The sequence below is a fragment of the Absicoccus intestinalis genome (genome assembly GCF_033971885.1).
Lineage (GTDB): Bacteria > Bacillota_I > Bacilli_A > Erysipelotrichales > Erysipelotrichaceae > Absicoccus > Absicoccus intestinalis.
Window position 1 is genome coordinate 99,649 of sequence record NZ_JALBUS010000004.1, and the last position, 19,042, is coordinate 118,690.

The following is a 19,042-nucleotide window of genomic DNA, read 5'->3' on the forward strand; positions in this document are numbered from 1 at the left end:
TTTATCTGTCAAAATAGACGTATGCCGATATAGTATAATGGCAATACGGATCCATGGTAAGGATCAACTCGTGGTTCAATTCCGCGTATCGGCACCAGTGCTTTATATAAAGGGTTTCAGAGACCAATGGGCAACTATTGGGCAACTCTAGAGACCCTTTTTGTTTGAAAAGTGGTTTTTATATTTGTATCGGCACCATTATTTGGGAGATAAAATATGACCGTAAACAAAGATAAAAAAACTGGAACATGGTATTATCATTTCAAAATAACCATTGACGGCAACACACAGTGGCACAAAAAAAGAGGCTTTTTAACCAAGCATGAGTGCTTACTTGCCGAGGAAGAATTTAAACTGTCACTTCAAGATCCAATTCAATATGCCACATTTGAGCAAATCGTCAAATCTTACCTTGCAAATTGGTCCAATCAGGTCAAGGCCATTAGTGTAAATACAGATAGATATATAATCATAAAACTACAGAATAAATTCAGAAATACACAAGATTTCCGTGATTATCGAAAAATTCAAATATATATCAATGAGCTTGATAGTAAATATTCCAAGACCTATGTTAAAAAGATATATTACACATTGGTCAAGATTTGTAAGTTTGCTGTCTTGTACGGTTACATGAGTACAAATCCAATGGATCGAGTGCGCTTCTCAGCACGTAGAGATGAAAAGAAAAAAGAAATGAAATTTTGGGAACCTGATCAGTTTAAACTGTTTATAAATGAGATTCATGATCCAATGATGCATCTACTTTATTCCACCTTATACTATATGGGATGTAGAAAAGGTGAGGCTATGGCTTTAACATGGAAAGACATCGATTTCTACAGACATACAATCACAATCAATAAAACATGCAAAATGCGTGCTAGAGAGCCTGGAAATTACACCACACCACCAAAAACAAAAAATAGTTATAGAACAATCACAATGCCAAAAATCTTGTACAAAGAAATGAAAGAATGGAAAGACATAGTAATGGGCTTTTCTGAATACTCTGATGATTTTTTCGTGTTTGGCGGATGTCAGCCTTTGCCAGCCGAAACTGTTCGTAGACATTTTAAAAAAGGCATATATGATGCCAATATCAAATTAATACCACAAGAACAGATACCAGAGATACGTATACATGATCTACGTCATAGCCATGCAAGCTATCTTATTAATCACATGACCAATGGATTCACTGATTTTGATATTGCCAAACGTCTAGGTGATACGGTTGATACCTTACATAACACTTACGCTCATTGGTTCAAATCGGCAGATAAAGGCATCGTTGATTTTATGGACGACGATATACAATGATTTATCATATTTTTATAAGATTATAAATCATTCGCAAAAATAATCAAATTGTTGTTTACATAGTGCATGCACCATGTTATAATATGTATGTAAAGAGATAAAGAACCTAGTTCTTTAGGGGGTAAGAGATGAAGAAACCAAAGAAAAAAGGCAAGTCCAAATATAAACGGTTCAAGCAATATTTGGAAATTGCCAAAGAGTTGTTAGAAATCGTCTCACTGATTCTAGCAATAATCAAGAGCATGGGGAAATAACTTCCCCTCTCTTGATTCCATTCTAACATATACCAAAAAGAAAGGAATGATTTTAATGAAAAAAATTGAAATTGTAAAAATGGTATTGGATATAATCGTAATCGTATTATTGATCGTATTAATTTACACATTAATTAGATAGAGGTCCCTATGGGTAATCATTTTGATCAAAAAAAATATATGAGTGATTGGAAAAAAGAAAATATGGGTAGCGTTTCAGTACGCTATAAAAAATCTTTTGTTGACCAATTCAAACAAGCCTGTACAGAGCTTGGCATCACCCAATCAGAAGTATTTCGAAAAGCTATGCAAGAAACAATAAATAAAGCACAACAAAAGACTGGCAAATAGCCAGCCTTTTGTTTATAATGAGCTTAGAAGAAAGATCTAACAATCTCCAAAACTTCGTTTAGAGTGCTGTCCGGACACTCTTCTTTTTTTATGGGATTTCTTTTTCCAATATCTACTGTTCTGACATGTTCGCATAAGATAGCTCCTGTAATTGACAGGCCATCCGGAATCAAAACATGAGATGGAAAATATTTAGTATTGTTTGTGATTGGACAAACAACATACAATCCCATAATGCGATTATAATCATTGTTGGATATAATCAATGCTGGGCGTCTCCCAGCCTGTTCATGCCCCTTTGTTGGATTAAAATCCATAAAGACTATATCGCCCTGCTGAAACATCATTTATTAGATCACCTCCTTGCCTACAATATCATTATCCCAAAACTCTTCTTGAGTTGTTGGACCATCATAAGATGCGAATCTTTCAGCCAATGTCATTGGTTTCTTTTTTTTAGGAGATAAGATGATTTTTTCATCTTCAACTTCCATAGAAAGCTCATCGCCAACATTCAATGACAACAGATTCATTACAGCCATAGGTAACCTGATACCTTGTCCGTTGCCCCACTTTGATACTTTTACTCCTTTCATTTCATTTTCCTCCTTTTAATTTCAAACATGATTTGCATCCATAAATAGTATATACATTGTATAAACTTATGTCAACAACACAAAAAAATCGGGATGACCGCTAAGGCCATCCCTTTTTACCGCTTCAATACATTTTGAAATATTTCGCTAACAATCAGTATAATGAATGCCAAAAACATACCCAATACAAGCATTAGAGGAAACAATACAATATGCCATGGCCAATCAATAACATGGCATATTTTTAGAGCGATAACAGCAATTGGCAATGTTACATAAGCTATGATAAAACAACGATCATGATTATATTTTTTCATAAATATCCGCATTTGAAAAAAAAGCGCACCTAATTAAAGGCACGCTAATTACTCGACAAGAAAATATAGCTGATAAATTCAACAAAAATTACAGTTTTTAGAAACTGCAAAAACAATATTCGAAATTGGTTAGAATCTACTCGAAACTAGGTCATCATAGCATCGATATCTGCATTAGTCACATCGCTCTTTAAAAGCACGTACTGACCATCGCTATCATTAGCTATCATAGTGTCTATTTCTGTATTTGTAACATCCGTAGCATCCGATGACTTGATATATGTGGTACTTATTGTATTTCCATCAGAGTCCGCATTTGCTCGTGTGGCTAATCCGTTAAACTGGGTGGCGGTAACTTGTGCTGGAAAAGTTGCATTTTTAAAAACATCATACTCATACAGATGCCCAGTTCGTGCAAGTGTGCTATTTGTTGTCCAATATGTAGTGCCAAAAAACAGTATATTGCAGACAACCAAATCACTGGCGTATTTGTTTGTGCTTTGGTCTTTTTTGCTGATACTAAATGTAAATCTTATGCTATCAGTTTGGGTTGTTTGCGATGAATTTCCACCAAAGTTACAATCAAATGGTATAGAATTCCATCCGGACCATCCGGATATATCATAGATACCAAGTGTAAGCCATGTCGTTGGTGCTCCAATGGTCGCGTGCTCCACTTTTGCTCTGCATCCGGAAGCTCCATTACCCGATATATTAATTAATATCTTTTTTAATCTCGTGTAAAAAAAACATTTGTTGGCATTAACAGTAATTCTAAGTTGGTCATTGATTGTAACAGTGTCAAAAGTATTATGCTTACCGATGCTAAACGAACCTGTACCAATGGCAGATAAAAGTGCGATTTTATTTGCATCATCTGCTCCGTAATCTAACCATGTGCTACCGCCATCATTAGAGTATTCGATTGTGATTCCTTTCGGATTTGCAAATTCGGCACGATTGGCGCTATGCAAGCTTGACATAGCAGCGTCAATTGGAGATATATCACCAACAATATTGGTATCGCCCCAAAGCAGACGCGATTCGTGCACCGCTTTAGTAGCATCTCTCGTATTATCAACATTACCAAGTCCAACCTGTACTTTGGTAACTCCGTGAGGATTGGATTTATTGCTCGTGTGAGCTGTCACTAGAGCCTTAACTTTCGACCACAGACGGCTAAGCCCTGTACTATCTAAGTACTTAGTCATGATTACTTATCCTTATCTTTAATTACCACGGATGTGCTTCCAGATAAAACAGACTTCTGCCATGATTCAATTGCATCTAACCGACCGTTTATAGTTGTGATTTGAGCCTTCAATTTGCCCCAAAAGTATTTTAGGTTGTCGAAACTTATGTATTTCATATACTACCTTCTTTCGCTCATTACACAGCAATTGTATCAATTTCGGCCGTCGTGATTGCAGTAATATCTGATTGCTTGATATAACCACTCAAATCAACATCTGTATTTCCTATTTTTTCGAACTTTGATGTGGCCGAAATCCATACATACTCATCATAAGCATCGCTAGAATCAGAATGCTTATCTGACACTAAATAAAACACTCCATTAGTTCCAGTAGTAGGCAATTTGTCAACGATTTGAAAGCTTATGCTTGTCACACCGGACAATGCCGCAGCGATAGAGCTTGATACTTGTGATGCTGTTTGAAATCCTGAATCATTGTTCAATGCACTCACTTTTGTCGGTACAGTGATATTAACCGCCTTGCTTGATGGAGTAATTGCATTGCCATTAACTTTGACTTGTTCAATGATATTGACTTGTGCACCTGATGCAACACCGGACAGTTTGCTTTTTTCTGCGGTGGTATAGTCGTTGGTCGAAAGTCCTTTGCCACTTTCTTGCTTCACAAAATAATTTTTTAATCGGTTCCAAAAATATGTAAGACCTGTACTATTTAAATATTTTTCCATTTTTCCATCCTTTAACTACATGCCATAAATAATTTTATCGATATCTGTATCAGATATAACACTCATTTCATCTTGCAGATGTAGATCATTTGATTTCTTGTTTCCAACTAGTTCTATATCATTAATTTTGGGCTTATTAGACAGTGCATTATAGTCGTAAATCAATTCTAGATCACTTTTTGAAAAACTGATGTCATTATCATCCAATATAGATAGCTCAATTTTTGCGTCTTCTAACATCTATATCACCTCGTTATCCAATGATCTAAAAATATCGATTCTTTTTATATTTGTTGCATACGCTTCACCATCTAAAAGCTTTAACCTAACTTGGATATCTGCACCACCGTGCGCAAAAAGAAAGGTCTCTTCCTGTGTTAGATGTGCTTGCACGATGTTCTTTTTAATGATTAGTTCATCTTTATCCTTGATAAGTTTAGTCATACGATTTTGCGATATGATCAGCCTGACGTTTTCACAATCTGTCAAATCCATATCGATATCAAGCTTGCAACTAATTGTTGGAGTAGTTCCCATGCGCATAGATGATAACTCCTTTCTGCAATCATTTTCCAAAAATGCTTAGTAGTTTTTTTAACAGAGATATGATCATACTAAGTAGGCTAGTCAATTCTTTTGATTCTGAGCCTTGCTCTTTTTTTGTATCATCTTCTATAACGTCATTTTTGTTTTCGTTATTGTCTCCTTTTTGCGTATTATCTGCAATTTTAGACTTGTAATGGTCAAAATCAACGTACATCGCATTTTTATCCAAAGACAAACCACTATGTGAATCGATAGATGTATATTGATGGATGGTACCAATGCTTGATGTATCGCTATGATATAATCCATCATTTTTATCCCATTTAGCTACCCATTTGTCATACTGATTTAATTCGCTATCATTAAACCAATTTTCAAAGAACCAGGTACTTGAATAAATTCCTGTATAGAATCCTGCATCTTTAATAGCCTTACATACGATTTTACATGTCTGCACTGCACGTTCTTTTGTCCATGCATTGCGCTTCTTTTTATATTCATCGGCATCTTCCATATCTAGCCATACACCTAATTCAGGCTTATATTTTTTGGCAAGATTAATTGTATATTGTGCTTCCGCTTTTGCTTCATCGTCATTAATAGCATAGTCATATACATATAATCCGTATGGTTTCTTCAGCCCATTCATACGTTCAATCCATTGATCAAGCTTTTTGTCTGTATTTTCTCCATAACAACATCGAATGATTGCAAAATCATATACAGACAAATCAATTGAATCAATATTGTGTTCAGATAAATCAACACCCCAATGTTTAACATTTGATTCATCGATTTCTGATTTTGTGGTTGGTGTTTGTGGCGCGGTGGTATCTGTACTAGGTCCTCCAAAAGTGGCCCATTGATCAACACCGTATTTTTCTGACCCTGATACAGCCACAAAGTATCTGTACTTATTGCCATTAGGTTCAGTTTCGACCCATGAGATATAACGATGACCATTACCAATCCATTTATTGGTATACGTTAGTTTCTTACCTGACTTTAAAGTTTCAACGACCATTCCGGTTGGTGTATCACGACGTTTATTAACATTTTGTGTAAGCGTGGCTACACCAACTTCATTGATCAACTGTGATTCGCTATAGCCACTATTTGTAGCTTCATTGTTTGGTGCATAAACAAAATATCGATACTTGTTACCGTTTGGCTCTGTTTCGACCCAACTGATATATCGCAAATTATTGAAAGTAGTAACATTTGTATATGTTAACTTCTTTCCAGTTGGTAATGTTTCTGCAATAATTCCATTAGGTGAATCTCTACGTTTATTAGTAGGAACGGTTAATGTATATGTTCCGTTTTCATTTGTTAACTTGACGCCAGCTAATTCTTTATGAATAAGATAACCACATAATCGTAAGTTGTTATATCCGTTAGGATAATACGATCCAGGCGCTTGGTACATTTTGTTTAAACGAAAATTAAATTCTTTATACGACGATTCCGAGATAGTAATTTTACCGTCGCTAATGCCTTCTACAACTGCTACATGGCCATAATAATAAGGCGCTACTCCACCGCTAAAAATAGCCAATGCTCCTAATACAGGTATTGATGATCTAGTATATTCAGGTGCATAAGCATTCCATAATTGCGACGCACCAGATACTTTGTATCTATCCAAGGGTTGATTATGGCCTACAATTTCAGAAATACGTGCCGTTGCGTATGTGAAGCAATTCGGCATGGCCACACCAGTCCGCGCCAATGCATATTGCATATACTGCGAACTGCCAAAATTTCCATATGATGTTCTAGGTGTAAAGCTCATGCTTTATCATCTCCTTTTTTTTCAAGCTTTGTGATTCGACAGCATGCACTGTCTAAGTCTTTTTCTATTTGTCCTAACCTGAAATCATGTTCCATCTGCTTCTTTGTCATCTTCTCAATGTCGGACTTCATGCTTTTCAAATCAAGTCTTGTTTCGCTCGAATCGCGACATAGTGCATCAAGCTTGATATTAGCTTTTACAACTCCTTCATTGGCTTTAGCTACATCTTCGGCATCTTTTTTTGAATTATTTTTTACTGTCACAACAACATTAACAATTAACGCGATAAATGCCGCTGAAGAAAACAAAAATTCAAATGTCATGCCATCGTTTGGATTAATCATCCGTCTACCTCAGGTAAGCCGCCAAGACTTGTAAGCAGTGATATCAGTCCGGCCAAAAGGCTTGCGGATAGCACCACTTTCCAATCTACTGATTCAATCATGGTACTAGCTCCGATGGTACCTACTGCCGTTTGACATACCGTTTTGATAGCTCGTGTAAGTGATGCGTCCCACCACTTTTTATTTTTTAATTTATCCATATTAATCTCCTCATTTTTTAAATAAAAAGGGCTATTTCTAGCCCTGTGCAAAACATTAAACTGTTTTTGTGTAGTAAATCGTCACATATAGATTACGTCCAGATTTTACAGAATACGTATCAGTGCCCGTAATAGTTACTTTCGTTGCATTGATTCTTAGACCTACAGTCTTATCACTTGTTGCTCCAGTAATAGGGAATCGTACATAAGAATCACCATCACAATAGATTGCTTTATAATCGACAATAACATCAATGTTGGAAATGCCATGCGCAAAACTTACAGTATTGTTCAATGCCTGATTTTCCCATTTTATAGTAATAGCATAAATCTTCTTGCCATCAATCCATGTAGCACCTGTATCATGCTCTGTAGTACTGTACGACACATCTGCGTATGTCATAAGTTTATATGCATTGGATTCTGCTTTAACATTAAACATTTACAACACCTCCTTAATCTGACTTAAGAAGGTGCTAATATGTTTTAATACTTTAGTTAGTACCCCCCCCGAAGTAATCCATGAAGCGGTTACTATACGCTCAATTGCTCCAGTTGTTGTAGAAAAGTTTGTGATTGTTCCATCGGTATTAATTACGTAAAAGCCATCTCCACTTCTGCCTGATCCAGCAATTCCCAAATAGAAAATCCTTTGAGTGAAAATTGGTCGGTATCCTTCAGGAATCACTACAGTAGTAGAATTATATCCACTTTTGGATACATTTCCGATTTTATTAATATCAGCATTCACAACATTTCCGCTTTTATATAATTTAATTGTCATGCCATCACCTGATACAGTCGTTGTCTGCACGTCAAGATCATCTTGTGTAATGACTTTATAAGCGGTAGATTCTGCCTTTGCATTTAGCATGATACCACCGCCTTTTTGACGATTTCTACAATATCATTAAGGGTTAATGACCCCCCCCGATTTACACCGACTACACCATCGATTTTTACGCCATTGTTATTAGAAGAATTTAGCCACTCGGAAACTTCTATATGCATTGATGTTCCATTAGTTGTAATCAAAAGCGAAATCGTGCGATAAACTGTTGATGTAGACAGAGTATACCAATTGCCATTGTAATACTTAGCAATACACATAACATTTCTATCACTACCTGGAGCATGCATATAAATTACAATATAATCAAAAGTGGTTGGGTCCTCAGCGCACGTAATATCATGCATATATTTTACCGATGTGCTCGATCCAAGTACGGTTTCTTTGATATCACCTTGTTCCACTAATTTATAATTATTGCTTTCTGATTTTGTATTGATCATTCGCTATCTCCTTTCACGACGACTTTAGTGTTACCGGACATAACTGCGTCCTTCCAGTCTGAGATATCGCTCACGTTGTTAAGAGCGGTGCCAAAATCCTCAATAAATTTATTGATTTTTTCATGCCAGTCCGATTCACCTTTTACGAGCTTGTAGTCATCTAGATTTACTGCCATTATTTATTACCCTCCTTCTTTAACGAACCACTAATCTTGATCCTTTTGATTTCGCCTTTCAATATCATTGCCACGTCACCTCCGGGCTCAATATAAATTCATCACATGGAACAACGGTATATACATCGCCATTTTCCAAAGTTAATTGCACGTCATAGCAGTATCCGCCAAAATCCATACTGCTTGTATCAATTGGATCCAGTTTGAATGTATTGACCGTTCCATTTGATTTGACGTCTTTTTCAATCAATATTCTTTCATCCGCATATGATTTTTTTACCGTAAAAAGACATGTTTCCTTGTCAGTGACAAGATGATTCGTTCCATCTTCATTTGTGATCAGCACATCGATGTTTTGCGTATCGCCTCGAACCATTATGATCTTATTTGTCATCTTAGTATCAGTGCCCCTGTTCTCACACTATCTTTAAAAACAACTGCGTATTGGCCATTTCTTACCTTGTTGATTTGGTCAACTGTCAAGCTAACCCCATTGCTATCGACAAGAACTTTTGGGCTGGCACTGACCTTTGTATGATTCATATCCGTGTGCTCGTATGAGCACATGACATGTACAAGAGATGTACCGCCGCATGTAACATTTTCAACTGAACTGCATCCGGCACCTCCGTCAAACAAGTATAAGTCAACCGTTGGATAACAGTTCATTTCATGATCAATCGTACCAATGACAATAGATTCTGTTTCTTTTCCTGTTTCTAACGCAGAGATGCGTGCAGATAATTTTGCCTCCGTCGTATCTTCAATCTTCTTATATTCCGATTTTGCGATTTCCGAATAATACTTCGCGTTATCTGTATCTTCTCCAACTCTTCTTCCTGTACCACCTTTTGCCCATGAGTTTGAGATGGTTGACCAATATTTGGCGTTATCCGTATTTTCGCCATCTCTTTTTCCAGTCTCGCCATGGGCCCATGATTCCGCCCATTTGTAACCCTCATTGATCAACTTATCAACTTCTGCTTTGGCCGTCTCATATGGGTCATCGTAATGGGTCTTAACAGATGGTGAAATTTCCAGAATAACTGGATAGTAGCTTACGACTTTAGTCAAATCATCCTGGTTATATACGATGATCTGTGCCTTGTACTTTCCAGCTTTCCAACTGATCTGTGTATCGACCCAAAAGCGCACGATACGATCATCAATGGTATCCGCCGGGCAGTGCAAAACATTGCCAAGAGATGTTTCAACATCAACATATACTGTTTTGTATTTTAGATTTTCTTCGACTGCAATACGGACCTCATAATTAGAATCGTACTGCATCAATGGGATCGTTATATTCTCTTCATGGTTTGATAGATTGATCCTGTACATAGGCATTCCTCCTTTCGCTACTTGACAACGAGCTTTGTGATAATACCGTTAACGCATGTGATATAGATATCTGGCTTGCCAACAAAATTAGGTCTTAGTACAAGCTTTGGTGCTACAAGGCTCATGATATTAAATGCTTTACCAGTCGTACCATTAGCACCGTCACCTTGATTCTGACCAAAGTATTGACCGTTATAGTACATGGATACATGACCGTAGGGATTACCCGCAAATTGGGTGCCATCCCAGAAACAGATATCGCCGTTCTTGTATTGCTGTCCAGTCACGTTCTTGCAATAAGATGATAGCCCGTTTGATTGCCACCCGGATCCAATATCCCAGGCATTTCCCGATATCCTGGAATGACCGCCCCACATGACATATACGTTAAATCCATCTACACACTGTGCGCCATATGCGCCGTCTACATCGTTCCAAGTGCCATTGTATTTGCTGACAAAATCTTCAAAATTTTTTGCCATTATTTGACACCTGTAACTACGCCGTTTACCACAGATATCGATTCATCAACTTTATAGGTACCATTCAGGCCTCTGGCTCCGGAACCGCCGTGGATAGATACAAGTCCAGCACCATCCAAACGCAACTGCTCACCACCGTTTGATAGGACAACCATGCTTTCTGTGACTGATACATATCGAGAAGCACTATTTTGCAGAAAGGCACCATTGCTATTTATGATGACTTCATTATCACCGCATTTAGCTAGAAAATTTCCGTTATTGATTAAGACTTCTATATTTCCAATTTTCCAATGCGCATTCCTTACAGATTCGATGCCACCGTAAAACTGTCCTATAAAGTCAAGTATCACGGAATTTGACCAGTCCCAGTCATTTCCAACCTGTTTCCTTGTTACTTCAAGTCCTTTCGTGCCTAATGCCATCGCTCCCCAAGTCCCATCATTGGTCTTGTTTTCGACTTTGATGGACTGCACATCACCTTGATTCATGGTTGTTTTAGATGCTACATTCTGCGCATTGAACCCATCAACCACACCAGTGATAGCTTTTCCTCGTATTGTGTTGGTCCTGCTGTCCGTAACATTTGACACAGTTCTCTGCGTTTTAGCTGCACTTTTGAAAAAATTTTCCTGATAATCACCAAGCTTTATATTCGTAACCAATCTATTTGTAAAATCAACGGTCCTTTCAATGACCCTTGCTGTTGTCTGTATTCCAAGTACGTCATTATATACATCGACCGAATCTCCCAGGTTTAGTGAAACCAATGGCTTGATATCTGCGTATTCAGGCAGTGAAGAAATGTCAATCAAATCGATGTCATATGTAATTGTAGGCATATCAATATGATTGACCGTGAATTCTTTTAGAGCCCGTTTACGCAATTCATCATAAAATTGTTCTCGTGTATCACATATGATCGTGCCAGCACTTTCATTTGTGGACGCATCCTCTTTGAGCTTGATGTCAGAGTATTCAACTTCATAGGTGTTTTTTAACGAATAGGGAAAATTGTTTGGCGTCTTAACAACGTCTTGATACCAAACGCCATCTATTTTTTTAGCCAATCGGTTGCCAAAGGCATTGCCGTCTCTATCACCGTATCCTTTTGGTTGCACCTGTTTATACGTGTTAGACAGGTCAACGGTATATTTGATTCCTGTCATATTTACACCCGTTTGGATGCGTATCCTATTTTCTTTTGATTTTGTATCCAGTGTTTTATATGCTCTTATCTCATAGTTATTAAAGATGATTTCAGCATTCCACACGTTAACAAAGGAAGTATCGCTATCACCAAATAATGCATCAAAATAAGTAATATAACTCCATGCTGTTGATGCAACAGTGTCAATATTTGACCACGCTTTTAACTCGGATGATATATAGTCCTTTGTCCCATATACCCTTACAGGTGCTTCAACAATTTCTTTCAAAGCTTCTTTACCGGTTTTATTTTTGTAGGAAACTTCAGAACATCGTATGCATCTTGAATCATAGAATATTGGATATGCTTCACAAGTGATCAGATATTCCGTCTTTTCGCATTTCATTACCCGAAACACCTGCATATCTGCAAAAGCATCCGCATCCGGCGCATTTTCACGTGGATTATACTCAACACCAATTAGAACATCTTCCTTAATGATGCGATTATTATTAACAGAAAAAGGAATCTCCATGTGAAGATTCCATAGTGTATTGATACCTTCTGTCAATGTACAAACGGATGGCTCTATGACCTCTCCAGGGGTTTCTTTGAGCTTGTTGGCCTTGTAATCAAATGCTTTACTATCAAAAATCTTGATCATAAGCGCCTCCAATTAGGAATAACCGAAATATTAATACCATCTGTTGCGCGAATATTGTTTACACCATGCTCCATGACCAGATTCTTCAAATTGCCGACGTAAGACAATACTTGTATTGATCCATCATTCTTGTAGCATCGAATAATGGCGTCTCTTACGCTAACGTTTGCTTTAGACATGCCAGGCAGTTCAAACGAAACATCATATGATCCACTATCGTTTGATATAGATATCATCACATTTCTCTTTTCAGTATTGCTATTCGTCAATATGTACATCGGCTCACATCGATACCACGAATTATATTCGATTTCCGCAAGCGTATATGAATATAAACCGCCAATCGCATATTCATACGGTGCAAATGTAAAATTAACTTTCGCGATGCCTACCTTTTTGACACTTCTGTCTGCTGATTCAATCTCAACCTTTGACAGATATTTAAACCATTCTAAGCTTGTCGATTCCTGAAAAACTATCTTTTGATCATTGACGTTAAAGCTATATAGCCACTGCTTCAGTAGTGCCCACTGATTCCCCCATTGTCCCTTTTCTTCCTCTAAAAAATAAAAAGAGTATGGGTCTGTATATTCTTTGTATACATTCTCAAATACTCTATCACGGCCATCTTTTCCGATCACTTCATCATACTCATAGTACTTTGGCTGTGGTGCGTTCGCATCTCCTGGAACGATCAACGGTGCGTATCGAGTAGAGCTTTCACCGTTTATGACCAAATGGAATGCATCATAAATTTTTCTCATTTATCTACACTCCTTTCAGCATGTTGTAATTAATAACGCTTTGTGTGGATTGATCACGCATGAATTCGATCAGCGTTCGACCATTAAGTTTGACATCTGTATTTTTGTTAAGGATTGCATTCATGATATTGATTATGATTGCCAACTGCCCTGTAATCGCCGATACACCGCCATTTTCCGTTGGATTAACGGTTGGATCAACATGTATCGCATTGATACCGTTTGTGGCTCTAATAGTAGCTTGCTTAGTCATATCATCAATTGCTTGATTCAATGGTCCAGTATTGGCAGTCACACCAACACCAATTCCAGAAGGCAGATATTTACCAACTTCGTCTGCCATTAACTTTGAAGGTGACTTGATTCCAAAGAACTTTTTGACATTTCCTATTGCCGCTTTGCAGATAGCTTTCAATGCCTGCCATATCTCACTTGCAGAACCTTTGATTCCACTTGCAATACCGCGCACAATATCGCGACCAATAAAACGCCAACCAGCGCCAAGATCAATTGTTTCTTTGATATTCGAAACAATATTGCGCATGATATTACCTGGCAAAGATGCTAATGATCTTAATCCGGAACCTAAAAATTTTACAATACTGGCGCCTAGATTGGCCCATCCTACCGCGGTTATGACACTGAAAATAGCTTCTACTATTTTCCCCGAATTCGCAATTAAATTTGGAATATTTGTGATGATGCCTTGGACAAGCATCAGAATTATCTTCCCACCTGTTAGCAATATTTTTGGCATGTTGTCGTTGATGATACCGCAAATGTCAATCACTATCTGTGGCACATACTGTATCAACACAGGTATCGAATTTATAAGACCTTGAGCAAGCGCAACCGCTAATCTCAATCCAGCATCGACCAGTTTTCCTGAATTTTGCCGTATGCTGGCCACTAGCTTGCTGATCATCGGCAGTATCTGAGCCATTAATTTTGGCAATCCTTTTGGCAGACCTTTTGCTAGATTGTCCATCATCTTCACAGCAGAGTCAGTGAATTTCGGGCCTTGTGTCATAAGTACGCTATAGATAGCCTGAGGTATGGCAACCATCATATTGCTAATAACAGGCCCTAAATTGCCTAAAAAAGTGCCTGCTGACATGATCAGGTTTTGCATCGATTTCTGCATGGATAGCACAGCATTACCTTCGCCGTCTTTGACACCAGTAAGCGATGCCATAAAATCTTGTGCTGATGCTTTCATCATATTGAATGATCCACTAATTGTCGTTTTAGCTTCCTTCGCCGATGTTCCAGCAATGCCTAAATGCTTCTGCATGACGCTGATAGCGGAAACAATATTAGAAAAACTTAAGTCACCGTCTTTTACAGTAAGATTCAAATCTTTCTGCTCTTTGGTCATTTTTGATGCATCCGTAATTAACCTTTGCATCTCTTCTTTTGTACCGCCATAACCCAATTTAAGGTTGTCCAGCATCATATAGTTTTGTTTGGCAAATCCTTGATATGCGTTCTGGATATCCTGCATATTAGTACCCATTTTGTTGGCGTTATCGGCCATATCAATGACAGCACGATTTGACATCTGAGCAGCTTTTTTGGTATCACCGCCAAGTGACTGTAACATCGATGCACTGAAAGACGTCACTGTCTCCATATATTGATTTGCACTCAATTGAGTGGTTTGGAATGATTGTCGTGCATAGTCCTTTACTCGATTTGCAGAATTTTTAAATAAAGTTTCCACGCCACCAACAGATTGTTCAAGATTTGCACCGGCTGTTATAGAATCTTTTAGAAACTTGCCAATAGCCGCCCCACCAATCACGGTTTTAGCGATAGTCGCAAACTTGCCGCCAAAAGCGCGTCCAGCATTATCTCCTTCGGCACTCATCGGGCCCCCAAGGACACCACGAATGCGATTGGAAATTCCTTCTGCAGATGGCATGATCTGTACGTATGCCTTGCCTAGTGTAGTTCCGCTTGCCATAGACTATGCCACCCCTTTCAATATTTTTTGACGTTCGATTTCGAATTGCTCTACCGTATCAAATGCTACAATGCTATTTTTGTTATCACATTTGCCAGTCAGCATATCCGCCAATGATTCTGGACGATTTTGATTTTTCTGACCATCTTCGGTATTCATCCAAATCAAAAGATTCAGCTGGTCAAAGATACGTGCCAGCAATAGATCGGTCATATCGACATCGACGCCATTCAGCTTTTTAAATATTCTAGAATCAGGCCCTAAACCAGTAGCTAGCATAGCGATATAATCAGCGTCATACTTACGATAGTCATAAATATGATATGTTTCGGCAAGGTCACATATGAGTGCCGATTCATCCGCATCCAGCATACCAGCCAGGGCCATTAGTTTTTTAGTTCATCTGAATTAAATACTTTTCCTAATGCTTCTCCAACATCATTTGCATCAACAATGCCATCTTCATCCTTCAGATGATCATATAAACGTTGTTTCTGGTCTTTTCCTAACAACAACGTGCATACATCAGAAATTGCATAAGGATCTTTCTCTGATTCGCGTAATGCATCCATCAAAAGCATATTCCTTGTACGCTTTTTGTTGATATGCAATTCAAACCCGTCTTTCAATTTGACAGTAATAATATTAGTTTCTTTAGACGCCATTTAGTTAAGCCCCCTTAGAATAGTATTCATAATGTGTTTTTCCATTCTTGTCCGCAGACGCTGTTAAAGTGATGCCGAATCCGACTGCGTCATTATCCTTGTAAGTGATCTTATCCAAATCAGACAATGTAGCATTTGGTACTACGATACGATGCAAGATGCCACCTTTAGCAATCAATTCAAAAACATAGGCATGTGGTACTAAATCATACGCGCTAATATTCACCATGATACCTGATGATAGGTCACCAGTTACATTGCTATCGCCAAAGACCATCTTTAACGCTTCATCCTTTAATGTTTCAATTAACGTAAAAGCAAATTTATCTTCACGGCCTTTATCAGCCACTAAAACAACGTCTCCGCCCCAAGCTTTTACGTTTTCGGTATCAATCTTATATTCGTTTTCTATACCATCATCTGAGCAGTAACCCGCGTTTTTAAAGGCGGCATCTAATACCGTAGTTGCATCTGTTGGCAATGTTGTTCCTGTTGGCGCCACGAAAACAGATCCACCAACTTTAGGTTTTCCATATGTCACGTTATTTACATTATTTACATCTGTATTTGTTGCCATAAATCATTTCCTTTCTAGTAAGTAAGATCATAGATACACTGATATCTATACCTTTTTGTTGTTGTGTCGGTAAAGTTGTAATCCGAGTTTAATGTAGATGCACCGACCTCATCCAATTGAACGATAGCGTCCAATGTTTTCTTGACCAATTCATTAAGCTTTGCCGCTTCGTACATGGATATCGCATAGCTCTGAACGGCAATCGTTGCATGATTGATCCAATTGTCACGGCTTGCCCCGGTCTTCTCAATCAATACAAAAGAATCCGGCTTTTCTGTCGGTTCTTCAGTATATACTGGAACATCAAGCTGCTGCTTGAGCCAATTTAATACAATTTTTTCAATCAACTTTAACACTCCCTACAGCCTTTGATAATATGTTGGTCTTCTTGTTATAGAATCCGGCCTCATAGGTGTCCGCCTGTACCCGTGCAAAACACCTTTGATTTGTGGTTCCACTTTCAACTGAATATCCTTTTTCGATTGGTGTTGCTTCCAGTGCCGTCTGTGCACACGAATCAATAATTTTTTTCATCTGTGGCGACAACATTAATTCTGCCACGCCTTCTCGATTCAGCTCAAACTTCACATTAGCCACAATATTCAACCTTCACTTTCTTATTCCACCTTAAAGGAATATTTTCTTCAATGCCTTCAGTTGGCATCCCATACGTTCGAAAACGTTTTCCAAATATGATCACATCCATATCGATCCAATCATTGGTATCACCTTTTGGAATAGCAAGCGTATAGGCTAATTTTTTGCCATACAAAGATAAAGAATTAGAAATATCCTCACTGCTTGGCTCACCCACCAAAACATCACGTACGGGTATCTGCTTTTCTTCGTATATTGGTGCTCCAAATGAATCTGTACCTTGCTGTACTTTTTGAATCAGAATAACATCAGTACCTCTGATCATATATCCTCCAGTGGAGAATGCATGCCAATATGATCTCCAATTCCGAGCATTTTCTTTTCTATTTTTGATAGATAAAGCTCACCTACAGAACCGTTGCTTATGGTAAAAGACTGGGAATACCCTAAAGCGGACATGCTTCCCTGTGTAGATCCCACTGGAAAACCGGTCGTGCTTTCACCGTCTCCAAGTACCCGTCTGACCATACGGCATGATACAAGCTTTAAAACGTCGCCATCAATAGTATCCGTATTTTTGCAGTATGCTTTGATAATGGCTCCAGCCTCATCTAATAAAAACGTACATTTTCCCTTTTCAGATTCGGTCATTTCTCTGAATCCACTGATTACATCTTCTGTCGTTGCATACGCAACCATTTATATCACTCCTTTGCAGAGCTTGCTTTTTCTTTTTTTTTCTTAGCTTTTTCTTTGTGGCCTAATTTCTTATATTCTTCTACTCGATCATCAGGGACATACATAGATGTCCCTGTCATCTTGTTAATGAGTTCGATCATTAAGCAGTCACCGTTAATCGATTAAATACGGTCGTATCACAGCGGAATCCCAATTCAATTTCTGCACGAACTGCAAACATATTTTGCTGCCATAAATTGATGGTTTCACTTCCAGATGTGATGGTTGCTTGGTCGGAAATTGTAACCTGTACACCTTCGACCGTTCCATAAATTGCTTTTGTCCAGTCACCAACAAATCCGACTGTATTTGGCGTCCCCGTAACATATGCCCCTTTGGACTGTTTCGTTGGTGCACCTAAAATCATTGGAATAGCTCCTTCAGCTACCGAATTAATAAACAATGGCCGGTTTGTAGTATCTGTTGCGGTCAACAAAATGCTCTTACAACGTGGTGAAATCACATAACCATTCACGATTCCGTCATGTTCCGAAATATCGAGATCAGCAGCAACCAAGCCCTTATATGCATCTGTTTTGATATCTTGACCGGTAACAGCTTTTAACGTATCAAAGTCTTCGCCTGGCTTATCAACCTTTCCAAATACTGTTGCATCAAATTTATTAGCTAATGCCAATGGCAGACGTGCAACCAATGCATCATATAAAGCAGGAATATCTCGCTTAAACTCCATAGAGAATGGTTCAATAACTGCTAATTTATAAGCAACTAATTTTTTTGTATCCACTGTTGCTGAAGATACTGGCTTGCTGTCCCCTTCTTTGACCCATGCAGCTTCTGGATCTGACAAAATAACTGGAATTGATACACCTGTTCCAGGCAATTGGACTTGCCGTGCCAACTGCATAACTGCTGATTGTTCTTGTGTGTTCTGCAAAATTTCGCTAGATACCTCAGTAGGTAACTGTAATGATTGTCTTGTTAAATTTGCCATATAC

The 19,042-nt window shown here is 38.1% G+C and carries 30 protein-coding genes and 1 tRNA gene; 3 read left to right on the forward strand and 28 right to left on the reverse strand.

Features of this window, described 5'->3' with window-relative positions:
- Positions 1-23 precede the first annotated feature (23 nt).
- The 3 genes from MOZ64_RS03650 (at position 24) to MOZ64_RS03660 (ending at position 1,928) form a co-directional block, all read left to right on the forward strand.
- Positions 24-97: transfer RNA gene (locus tag MOZ64_RS03650), tRNA-Thr, on the forward strand.
- Between the two features lie 119 nt (positions 98-216).
- Positions 217-1,323: a site-specific integrase gene (locus MOZ64_RS03655; RefSeq protein WP_320325250.1), complete on the forward strand. Its 1,107-nt coding sequence runs from the start codon at positions 217-219 to the stop codon at positions 1,321-1,323.
- Between the two features lie 404 nt (positions 1,324-1,727).
- Positions 1,728-1,928, forward strand: coding sequence for a hypothetical protein (locus MOZ64_RS03660; protein WP_277017508.1), 201 nt, complete (start codon positions 1,728-1,730; stop codon positions 1,926-1,928).
- Positions 1,929-1,951: 23 nt separating this feature from the next.
- Here the strand turns inward: MOZ64_RS03660 and MOZ64_RS03665 are convergent, their stop codons facing one another.
- From MOZ64_RS03665 to MOZ64_RS03800, 28 genes are all read right to left on the reverse strand, one after another.
- The gene (locus MOZ64_RS03665) at positions 1,952-2,275 is read right to left on the reverse strand and encodes a type II toxin-antitoxin system PemK/MazF family toxin (protein WP_320325251.1); all 324 of its coding nucleotides are present in this window, start codon (positions 2,273-2,275) and stop codon (positions 1,952-1,954) included.
- Between the two features lie 3 nt (positions 2,276-2,278).
- Positions 2,279-2,524, reverse strand: coding sequence for an AbrB/MazE/SpoVT family DNA-binding domain-containing protein (locus MOZ64_RS03670; protein ID WP_320325252.1), 246 nt, complete (start codon positions 2,522-2,524; stop codon positions 2,279-2,281).
- Positions 2,525-2,987: 463 nt separating this feature from the next.
- A complete protein-coding gene (locus tag MOZ64_RS03675; RefSeq protein ID WP_320325253.1) occupies positions 2,988-4,052 on the reverse strand; it encodes a hypothetical protein in 1,065 nt (354 codons plus the stop codon).
- Positions 4,053-4,230: 178 nt separating this feature from the next.
- On the reverse strand, positions 4,231-4,785 hold the full coding sequence (locus MOZ64_RS03680; RefSeq protein WP_320325254.1) for a hypothetical protein: 555 nt from the start codon (positions 4,783-4,785) through the stop codon (positions 4,231-4,233).
- A gap of 15 nt (positions 4,786-4,800) precedes the next feature.
- The gene (locus MOZ64_RS03685) at positions 4,801-5,025 is read right to left on the reverse strand and encodes a hypothetical protein (protein ID WP_320325255.1); all 225 of its coding nucleotides are present in this window, start codon (positions 5,023-5,025) and stop codon (positions 4,801-4,803) included.
- Complete coding sequence (locus MOZ64_RS03690; protein WP_320325256.1) at positions 5,026-5,328, reverse strand: hypothetical protein; 303 nt, start codon at positions 5,326-5,328, stop codon at positions 5,026-5,028.
- Positions 5,329-5,350: 22 nt separating this feature from the next.
- Entirely contained in the window at positions 5,351-7,126 is a 1,776-nt protein-coding gene (locus tag MOZ64_RS03695; RefSeq protein ID WP_320325257.1) for a GH25 family lysozyme, read from the reverse strand.
- Positions 7,123-7,470, reverse strand: a complete 348-nt coding sequence (locus tag MOZ64_RS03700) for a hypothetical protein (RefSeq protein ID WP_320325258.1) — start codon at positions 7,468-7,470, stop codon at positions 7,123-7,125. The genes MOZ64_RS03695 and MOZ64_RS03700 overlap by 4 nt, the downstream gene beginning before the upstream one ends.
- A complete protein-coding gene (locus tag MOZ64_RS03705) occupies positions 7,467-7,670 on the reverse strand; it encodes a holin (protein WP_320325259.1) in 204 nt (67 codons plus the stop codon). The genes MOZ64_RS03700 and MOZ64_RS03705 overlap by 4 nt, the downstream gene beginning before the upstream one ends.
- A gap of 55 nt (positions 7,671-7,725) precedes the next feature.
- Positions 7,726-8,112: a hypothetical protein gene (locus tag MOZ64_RS03710; RefSeq protein ID WP_320325260.1), complete on the reverse strand. Its 387-nt coding sequence runs from the start codon at positions 8,110-8,112 to the stop codon at positions 7,726-7,728.
- Positions 8,113-8,544: a hypothetical protein gene (locus MOZ64_RS03715; RefSeq protein WP_320325261.1), complete on the reverse strand. Its 432-nt coding sequence runs from the start codon at positions 8,542-8,544 to the stop codon at positions 8,113-8,115.
- Complete coding sequence (locus MOZ64_RS03720) at positions 8,538-8,963, reverse strand: hypothetical protein (RefSeq protein ID WP_320325262.1); 426 nt, start codon at positions 8,961-8,963, stop codon at positions 8,538-8,540. Before MOZ64_RS03720 ends, MOZ64_RS03715 begins: the two co-directional genes overlap by 7 nt.
- The gene (locus tag MOZ64_RS03725; protein ID WP_320325263.1) at positions 8,960-9,139 is read right to left on the reverse strand and encodes a hypothetical protein; all 180 of its coding nucleotides are present in this window, start codon (positions 9,137-9,139) and stop codon (positions 8,960-8,962) included. Before MOZ64_RS03725 ends, MOZ64_RS03720 begins: the two co-directional genes overlap by 4 nt.
- A 64-nt stretch (positions 9,140-9,203) precedes the next feature.
- Complete coding sequence (locus tag MOZ64_RS03730; protein ID WP_320325264.1) at positions 9,204-9,533, reverse strand: hypothetical protein; 330 nt, start codon at positions 9,531-9,533, stop codon at positions 9,204-9,206.
- Positions 9,530-10,480: a hypothetical protein gene (locus MOZ64_RS03735; RefSeq protein ID WP_320325265.1), complete on the reverse strand. Its 951-nt coding sequence runs from the start codon at positions 10,478-10,480 to the stop codon at positions 9,530-9,532. Before MOZ64_RS03735 ends, MOZ64_RS03730 begins: the two co-directional genes overlap by 4 nt.
- Positions 10,481-10,497: 17 nt before the next feature.
- Complete coding sequence (locus MOZ64_RS03740) at positions 10,498-10,962, reverse strand: hypothetical protein (RefSeq protein ID WP_320325266.1); 465 nt, start codon at positions 10,960-10,962, stop codon at positions 10,498-10,500.
- Positions 10,962-12,776, reverse strand: coding sequence for a phage tail spike protein (locus tag MOZ64_RS03745; RefSeq protein ID WP_320325267.1), 1,815 nt, complete (start codon positions 12,774-12,776; stop codon positions 10,962-10,964). Before MOZ64_RS03745 ends, MOZ64_RS03740 begins: the two co-directional genes overlap by 1 nt.
- The gene (locus tag MOZ64_RS03750; RefSeq protein WP_320325268.1) at positions 12,773-13,540 is read right to left on the reverse strand and encodes a hypothetical protein; all 768 of its coding nucleotides are present in this window, start codon (positions 13,538-13,540) and stop codon (positions 12,773-12,775) included. The genes MOZ64_RS03745 and MOZ64_RS03750 overlap by 4 nt, the downstream gene beginning before the upstream one ends.
- A gap of 4 nt (positions 13,541-13,544) precedes the next feature.
- A complete protein-coding gene (locus MOZ64_RS03755; protein ID WP_320325269.1) occupies positions 13,545-15,506 on the reverse strand; it encodes a phage tail protein in 1,962 nt (653 codons plus the stop codon).
- A 3-nt stretch (positions 15,507-15,509) separates the two neighbouring features.
- Positions 15,510-15,893, reverse strand: a complete 384-nt coding sequence (locus MOZ64_RS03760; RefSeq protein WP_320325270.1) for a DUF5361 domain-containing protein — start codon at positions 15,891-15,893, stop codon at positions 15,510-15,512.
- On the reverse strand, positions 15,893-16,171 hold the full coding sequence (locus MOZ64_RS03765; RefSeq protein WP_320325271.1) for a hypothetical protein: 279 nt from the start codon (positions 16,169-16,171) through the stop codon (positions 15,893-15,895). The genes MOZ64_RS03760 and MOZ64_RS03765 overlap by 1 nt, the downstream gene beginning before the upstream one ends.
- Positions 16,172-16,175: 4 nt before the next feature.
- Positions 16,176-16,748, reverse strand: a complete 573-nt coding sequence (locus MOZ64_RS03770) for a phage tail tube protein (protein ID WP_320325272.1) — start codon at positions 16,746-16,748, stop codon at positions 16,176-16,178.
- A 14-nt stretch (positions 16,749-16,762) separates the two neighbouring features.
- Entirely contained in the window at positions 16,763-17,095 is a 333-nt protein-coding gene (locus MOZ64_RS03775) for a hypothetical protein (protein WP_320325273.1), read from the reverse strand.
- The gene (locus MOZ64_RS03780; RefSeq protein WP_320325274.1) at positions 17,088-17,345 is read right to left on the reverse strand and encodes a hypothetical protein; all 258 of its coding nucleotides are present in this window, start codon (positions 17,343-17,345) and stop codon (positions 17,088-17,090) included. Before MOZ64_RS03780 ends, MOZ64_RS03775 begins: the two co-directional genes overlap by 8 nt.
- Positions 17,338-17,670 carry a hypothetical protein gene (locus MOZ64_RS03785; protein WP_320325275.1) on the reverse strand — a complete coding sequence of 111 codons (333 nt, stop codon included), beginning with the start codon at positions 17,668-17,670 and terminating at the stop codon, positions 17,338-17,340. Before MOZ64_RS03785 ends, MOZ64_RS03780 begins: the two co-directional genes overlap by 8 nt.
- Positions 17,667-18,044 (reverse strand): hypothetical protein, encoded by a 378-nt coding sequence (locus MOZ64_RS03790; protein WP_320325276.1) that lies wholly within the window; start codon positions 18,042-18,044, stop codon positions 17,667-17,669. The genes MOZ64_RS03785 and MOZ64_RS03790 overlap by 4 nt, the downstream gene beginning before the upstream one ends.
- Positions 18,045-18,049: 5 nt before the next feature.
- Positions 18,050-18,184: a hypothetical protein gene (locus MOZ64_RS03795; RefSeq protein ID WP_320325277.1), complete on the reverse strand. Its 135-nt coding sequence runs from the start codon at positions 18,182-18,184 to the stop codon at positions 18,050-18,052.
- Positions 18,184-19,038 carry a phage major capsid protein gene (locus MOZ64_RS03800; protein WP_320325278.1) on the reverse strand — a complete coding sequence of 285 codons (855 nt, stop codon included), beginning with the start codon at positions 19,036-19,038 and terminating at the stop codon, positions 18,184-18,186. Before MOZ64_RS03800 ends, MOZ64_RS03795 begins: the two co-directional genes overlap by 1 nt.
- Positions 19,039-19,042: the final 4 nt, after the last annotated feature.

Coding starts and splice junctions, on each gene's coding strand:
- MOZ64_RS03655 (WP_320325250.1), top strand. CDS start 217: ATGACCGTAAACAAAGATAAAAAAACTGGAACATGGTATTATCATTTC.
- MOZ64_RS03660 (WP_277017508.1), top strand. CDS start 1,728: ATGGGTAATCATTTTGATCAAAAAAAATATATGAGTGATTGGAAAAAA.
- MOZ64_RS03665 (WP_320325251.1), bottom strand. CDS start 2,275: ATGATGTTTCAGCAGGGCGATATAGTCTTTATGGATTTTAATCCAACA.
- MOZ64_RS03670 (WP_320325252.1), bottom strand. CDS start 2,524: ATGAAAGGAGTAAAAGTATCAAAGTGGGGCAACGGACAAGGTATCAGG.
- MOZ64_RS03675 (WP_320325253.1), bottom strand. CDS start 4,052: ATGACTAAGTACTTAGATAGTACAGGGCTTAGCCGTCTGTGGTCGAAA.
- MOZ64_RS03680 (WP_320325254.1), bottom strand. CDS start 4,785: ATGGAAAAATATTTAAATAGTACAGGTCTTACATATTTTTGGAACCGA.
- MOZ64_RS03685 (WP_320325255.1), bottom strand. CDS start 5,025: ATGTTAGAAGACGCAAAAATTGAGCTATCTATATTGGATGATAATGAC.
- MOZ64_RS03690 (WP_320325256.1), bottom strand. CDS start 5,328: ATGCGCATGGGAACTACTCCAACAATTAGTTGCAAGCTTGATATCGAT.
- MOZ64_RS03695 (WP_320325257.1), bottom strand. CDS start 7,126: ATGAGCTTTACACCTAGAACATCATATGGAAATTTTGGCAGTTCGCAG.
- MOZ64_RS03700 (WP_320325258.1), bottom strand. CDS start 7,470: ATGATTAATCCAAACGATGGCATGACATTTGAATTTTTGTTTTCTTCA.
- MOZ64_RS03705 (WP_320325259.1), bottom strand. CDS start 7,670: ATGGATAAATTAAAAAATAAAAAGTGGTGGGACGCATCACTTACACGA.
- MOZ64_RS03710 (WP_320325260.1), bottom strand. CDS start 8,112: ATGTTTAATGTTAAAGCAGAATCCAATGCATATAAACTTATGACATAC.
- MOZ64_RS03715 (WP_320325261.1), bottom strand. CDS start 8,544: ATGCTAAATGCAAAGGCAGAATCTACCGCTTATAAAGTCATTACACAA.
- MOZ64_RS03720 (WP_320325262.1), bottom strand. CDS start 8,963: ATGATCAATACAAAATCAGAAAGCAATAATTATAAATTAGTGGAACAA.
- MOZ64_RS03725 (WP_320325263.1), bottom strand. CDS start 9,139: ATGGCAGTAAATCTAGATGACTACAAGCTCGTAAAAGGTGAATCGGAC.
- MOZ64_RS03730 (WP_320325264.1), bottom strand. CDS start 9,533: ATGACAAATAAGATCATAATGGTTCGAGGCGATACGCAAAACATCGAT.
- MOZ64_RS03735 (WP_320325265.1), bottom strand. CDS start 10,480: ATGTACAGGATCAATCTATCAAACCATGAAGAGAATATAACGATCCCA.
- MOZ64_RS03740 (WP_320325266.1), bottom strand. CDS start 10,962: ATGGCAAAAAATTTTGAAGATTTTGTCAGCAAATACAATGGCACTTGG.
- MOZ64_RS03745 (WP_320325267.1), bottom strand. CDS start 12,776: ATGATCAAGATTTTTGATAGTAAAGCATTTGATTACAAGGCCAACAAG.
- MOZ64_RS03750 (WP_320325268.1), bottom strand. CDS start 13,540: ATGAGAAAAATTTATGATGCATTCCATTTGGTCATAAACGGTGAAAGC.
- MOZ64_RS03755 (WP_320325269.1), bottom strand. CDS start 15,506: ATGGCAAGCGGAACTACACTAGGCAAGGCATACGTACAGATCATGCCA.
- MOZ64_RS03760 (WP_320325270.1), bottom strand. CDS start 15,893: ATGGCCCTGGCTGGTATGCTGGATGCGGATGAATCGGCACTCATATGT.
- MOZ64_RS03765 (WP_320325271.1), bottom strand. CDS start 16,171: ATGGCGTCTAAAGAAACTAATATTATTACTGTCAAATTGAAAGACGGG.
- MOZ64_RS03770 (WP_320325272.1), bottom strand. CDS start 16,748: ATGGCAACAAATACAGATGTAAATAATGTAAATAACGTGACATATGGA.
- MOZ64_RS03785 (WP_320325275.1), bottom strand. CDS start 17,670: ATGATCAGAGGTACTGATGTTATTCTGATTCAAAAAGTACAGCAAGGT.
- MOZ64_RS03790 (WP_320325276.1), bottom strand. CDS start 18,044: ATGGTTGCGTATGCAACGACAGAAGATGTAATCAGTGGATTCAGAGAA.
- MOZ64_RS03795 (WP_320325277.1), bottom strand. CDS start 18,184: ATGATCGAACTCATTAACAAGATGACAGGGACATCTATGTATGTCCCT.
- MOZ64_RS03800 (WP_320325278.1), bottom strand. CDS start 19,038: ATGGCAAATTTAACAAGACAATCATTACAGTTACCTACTGAGGTATCT.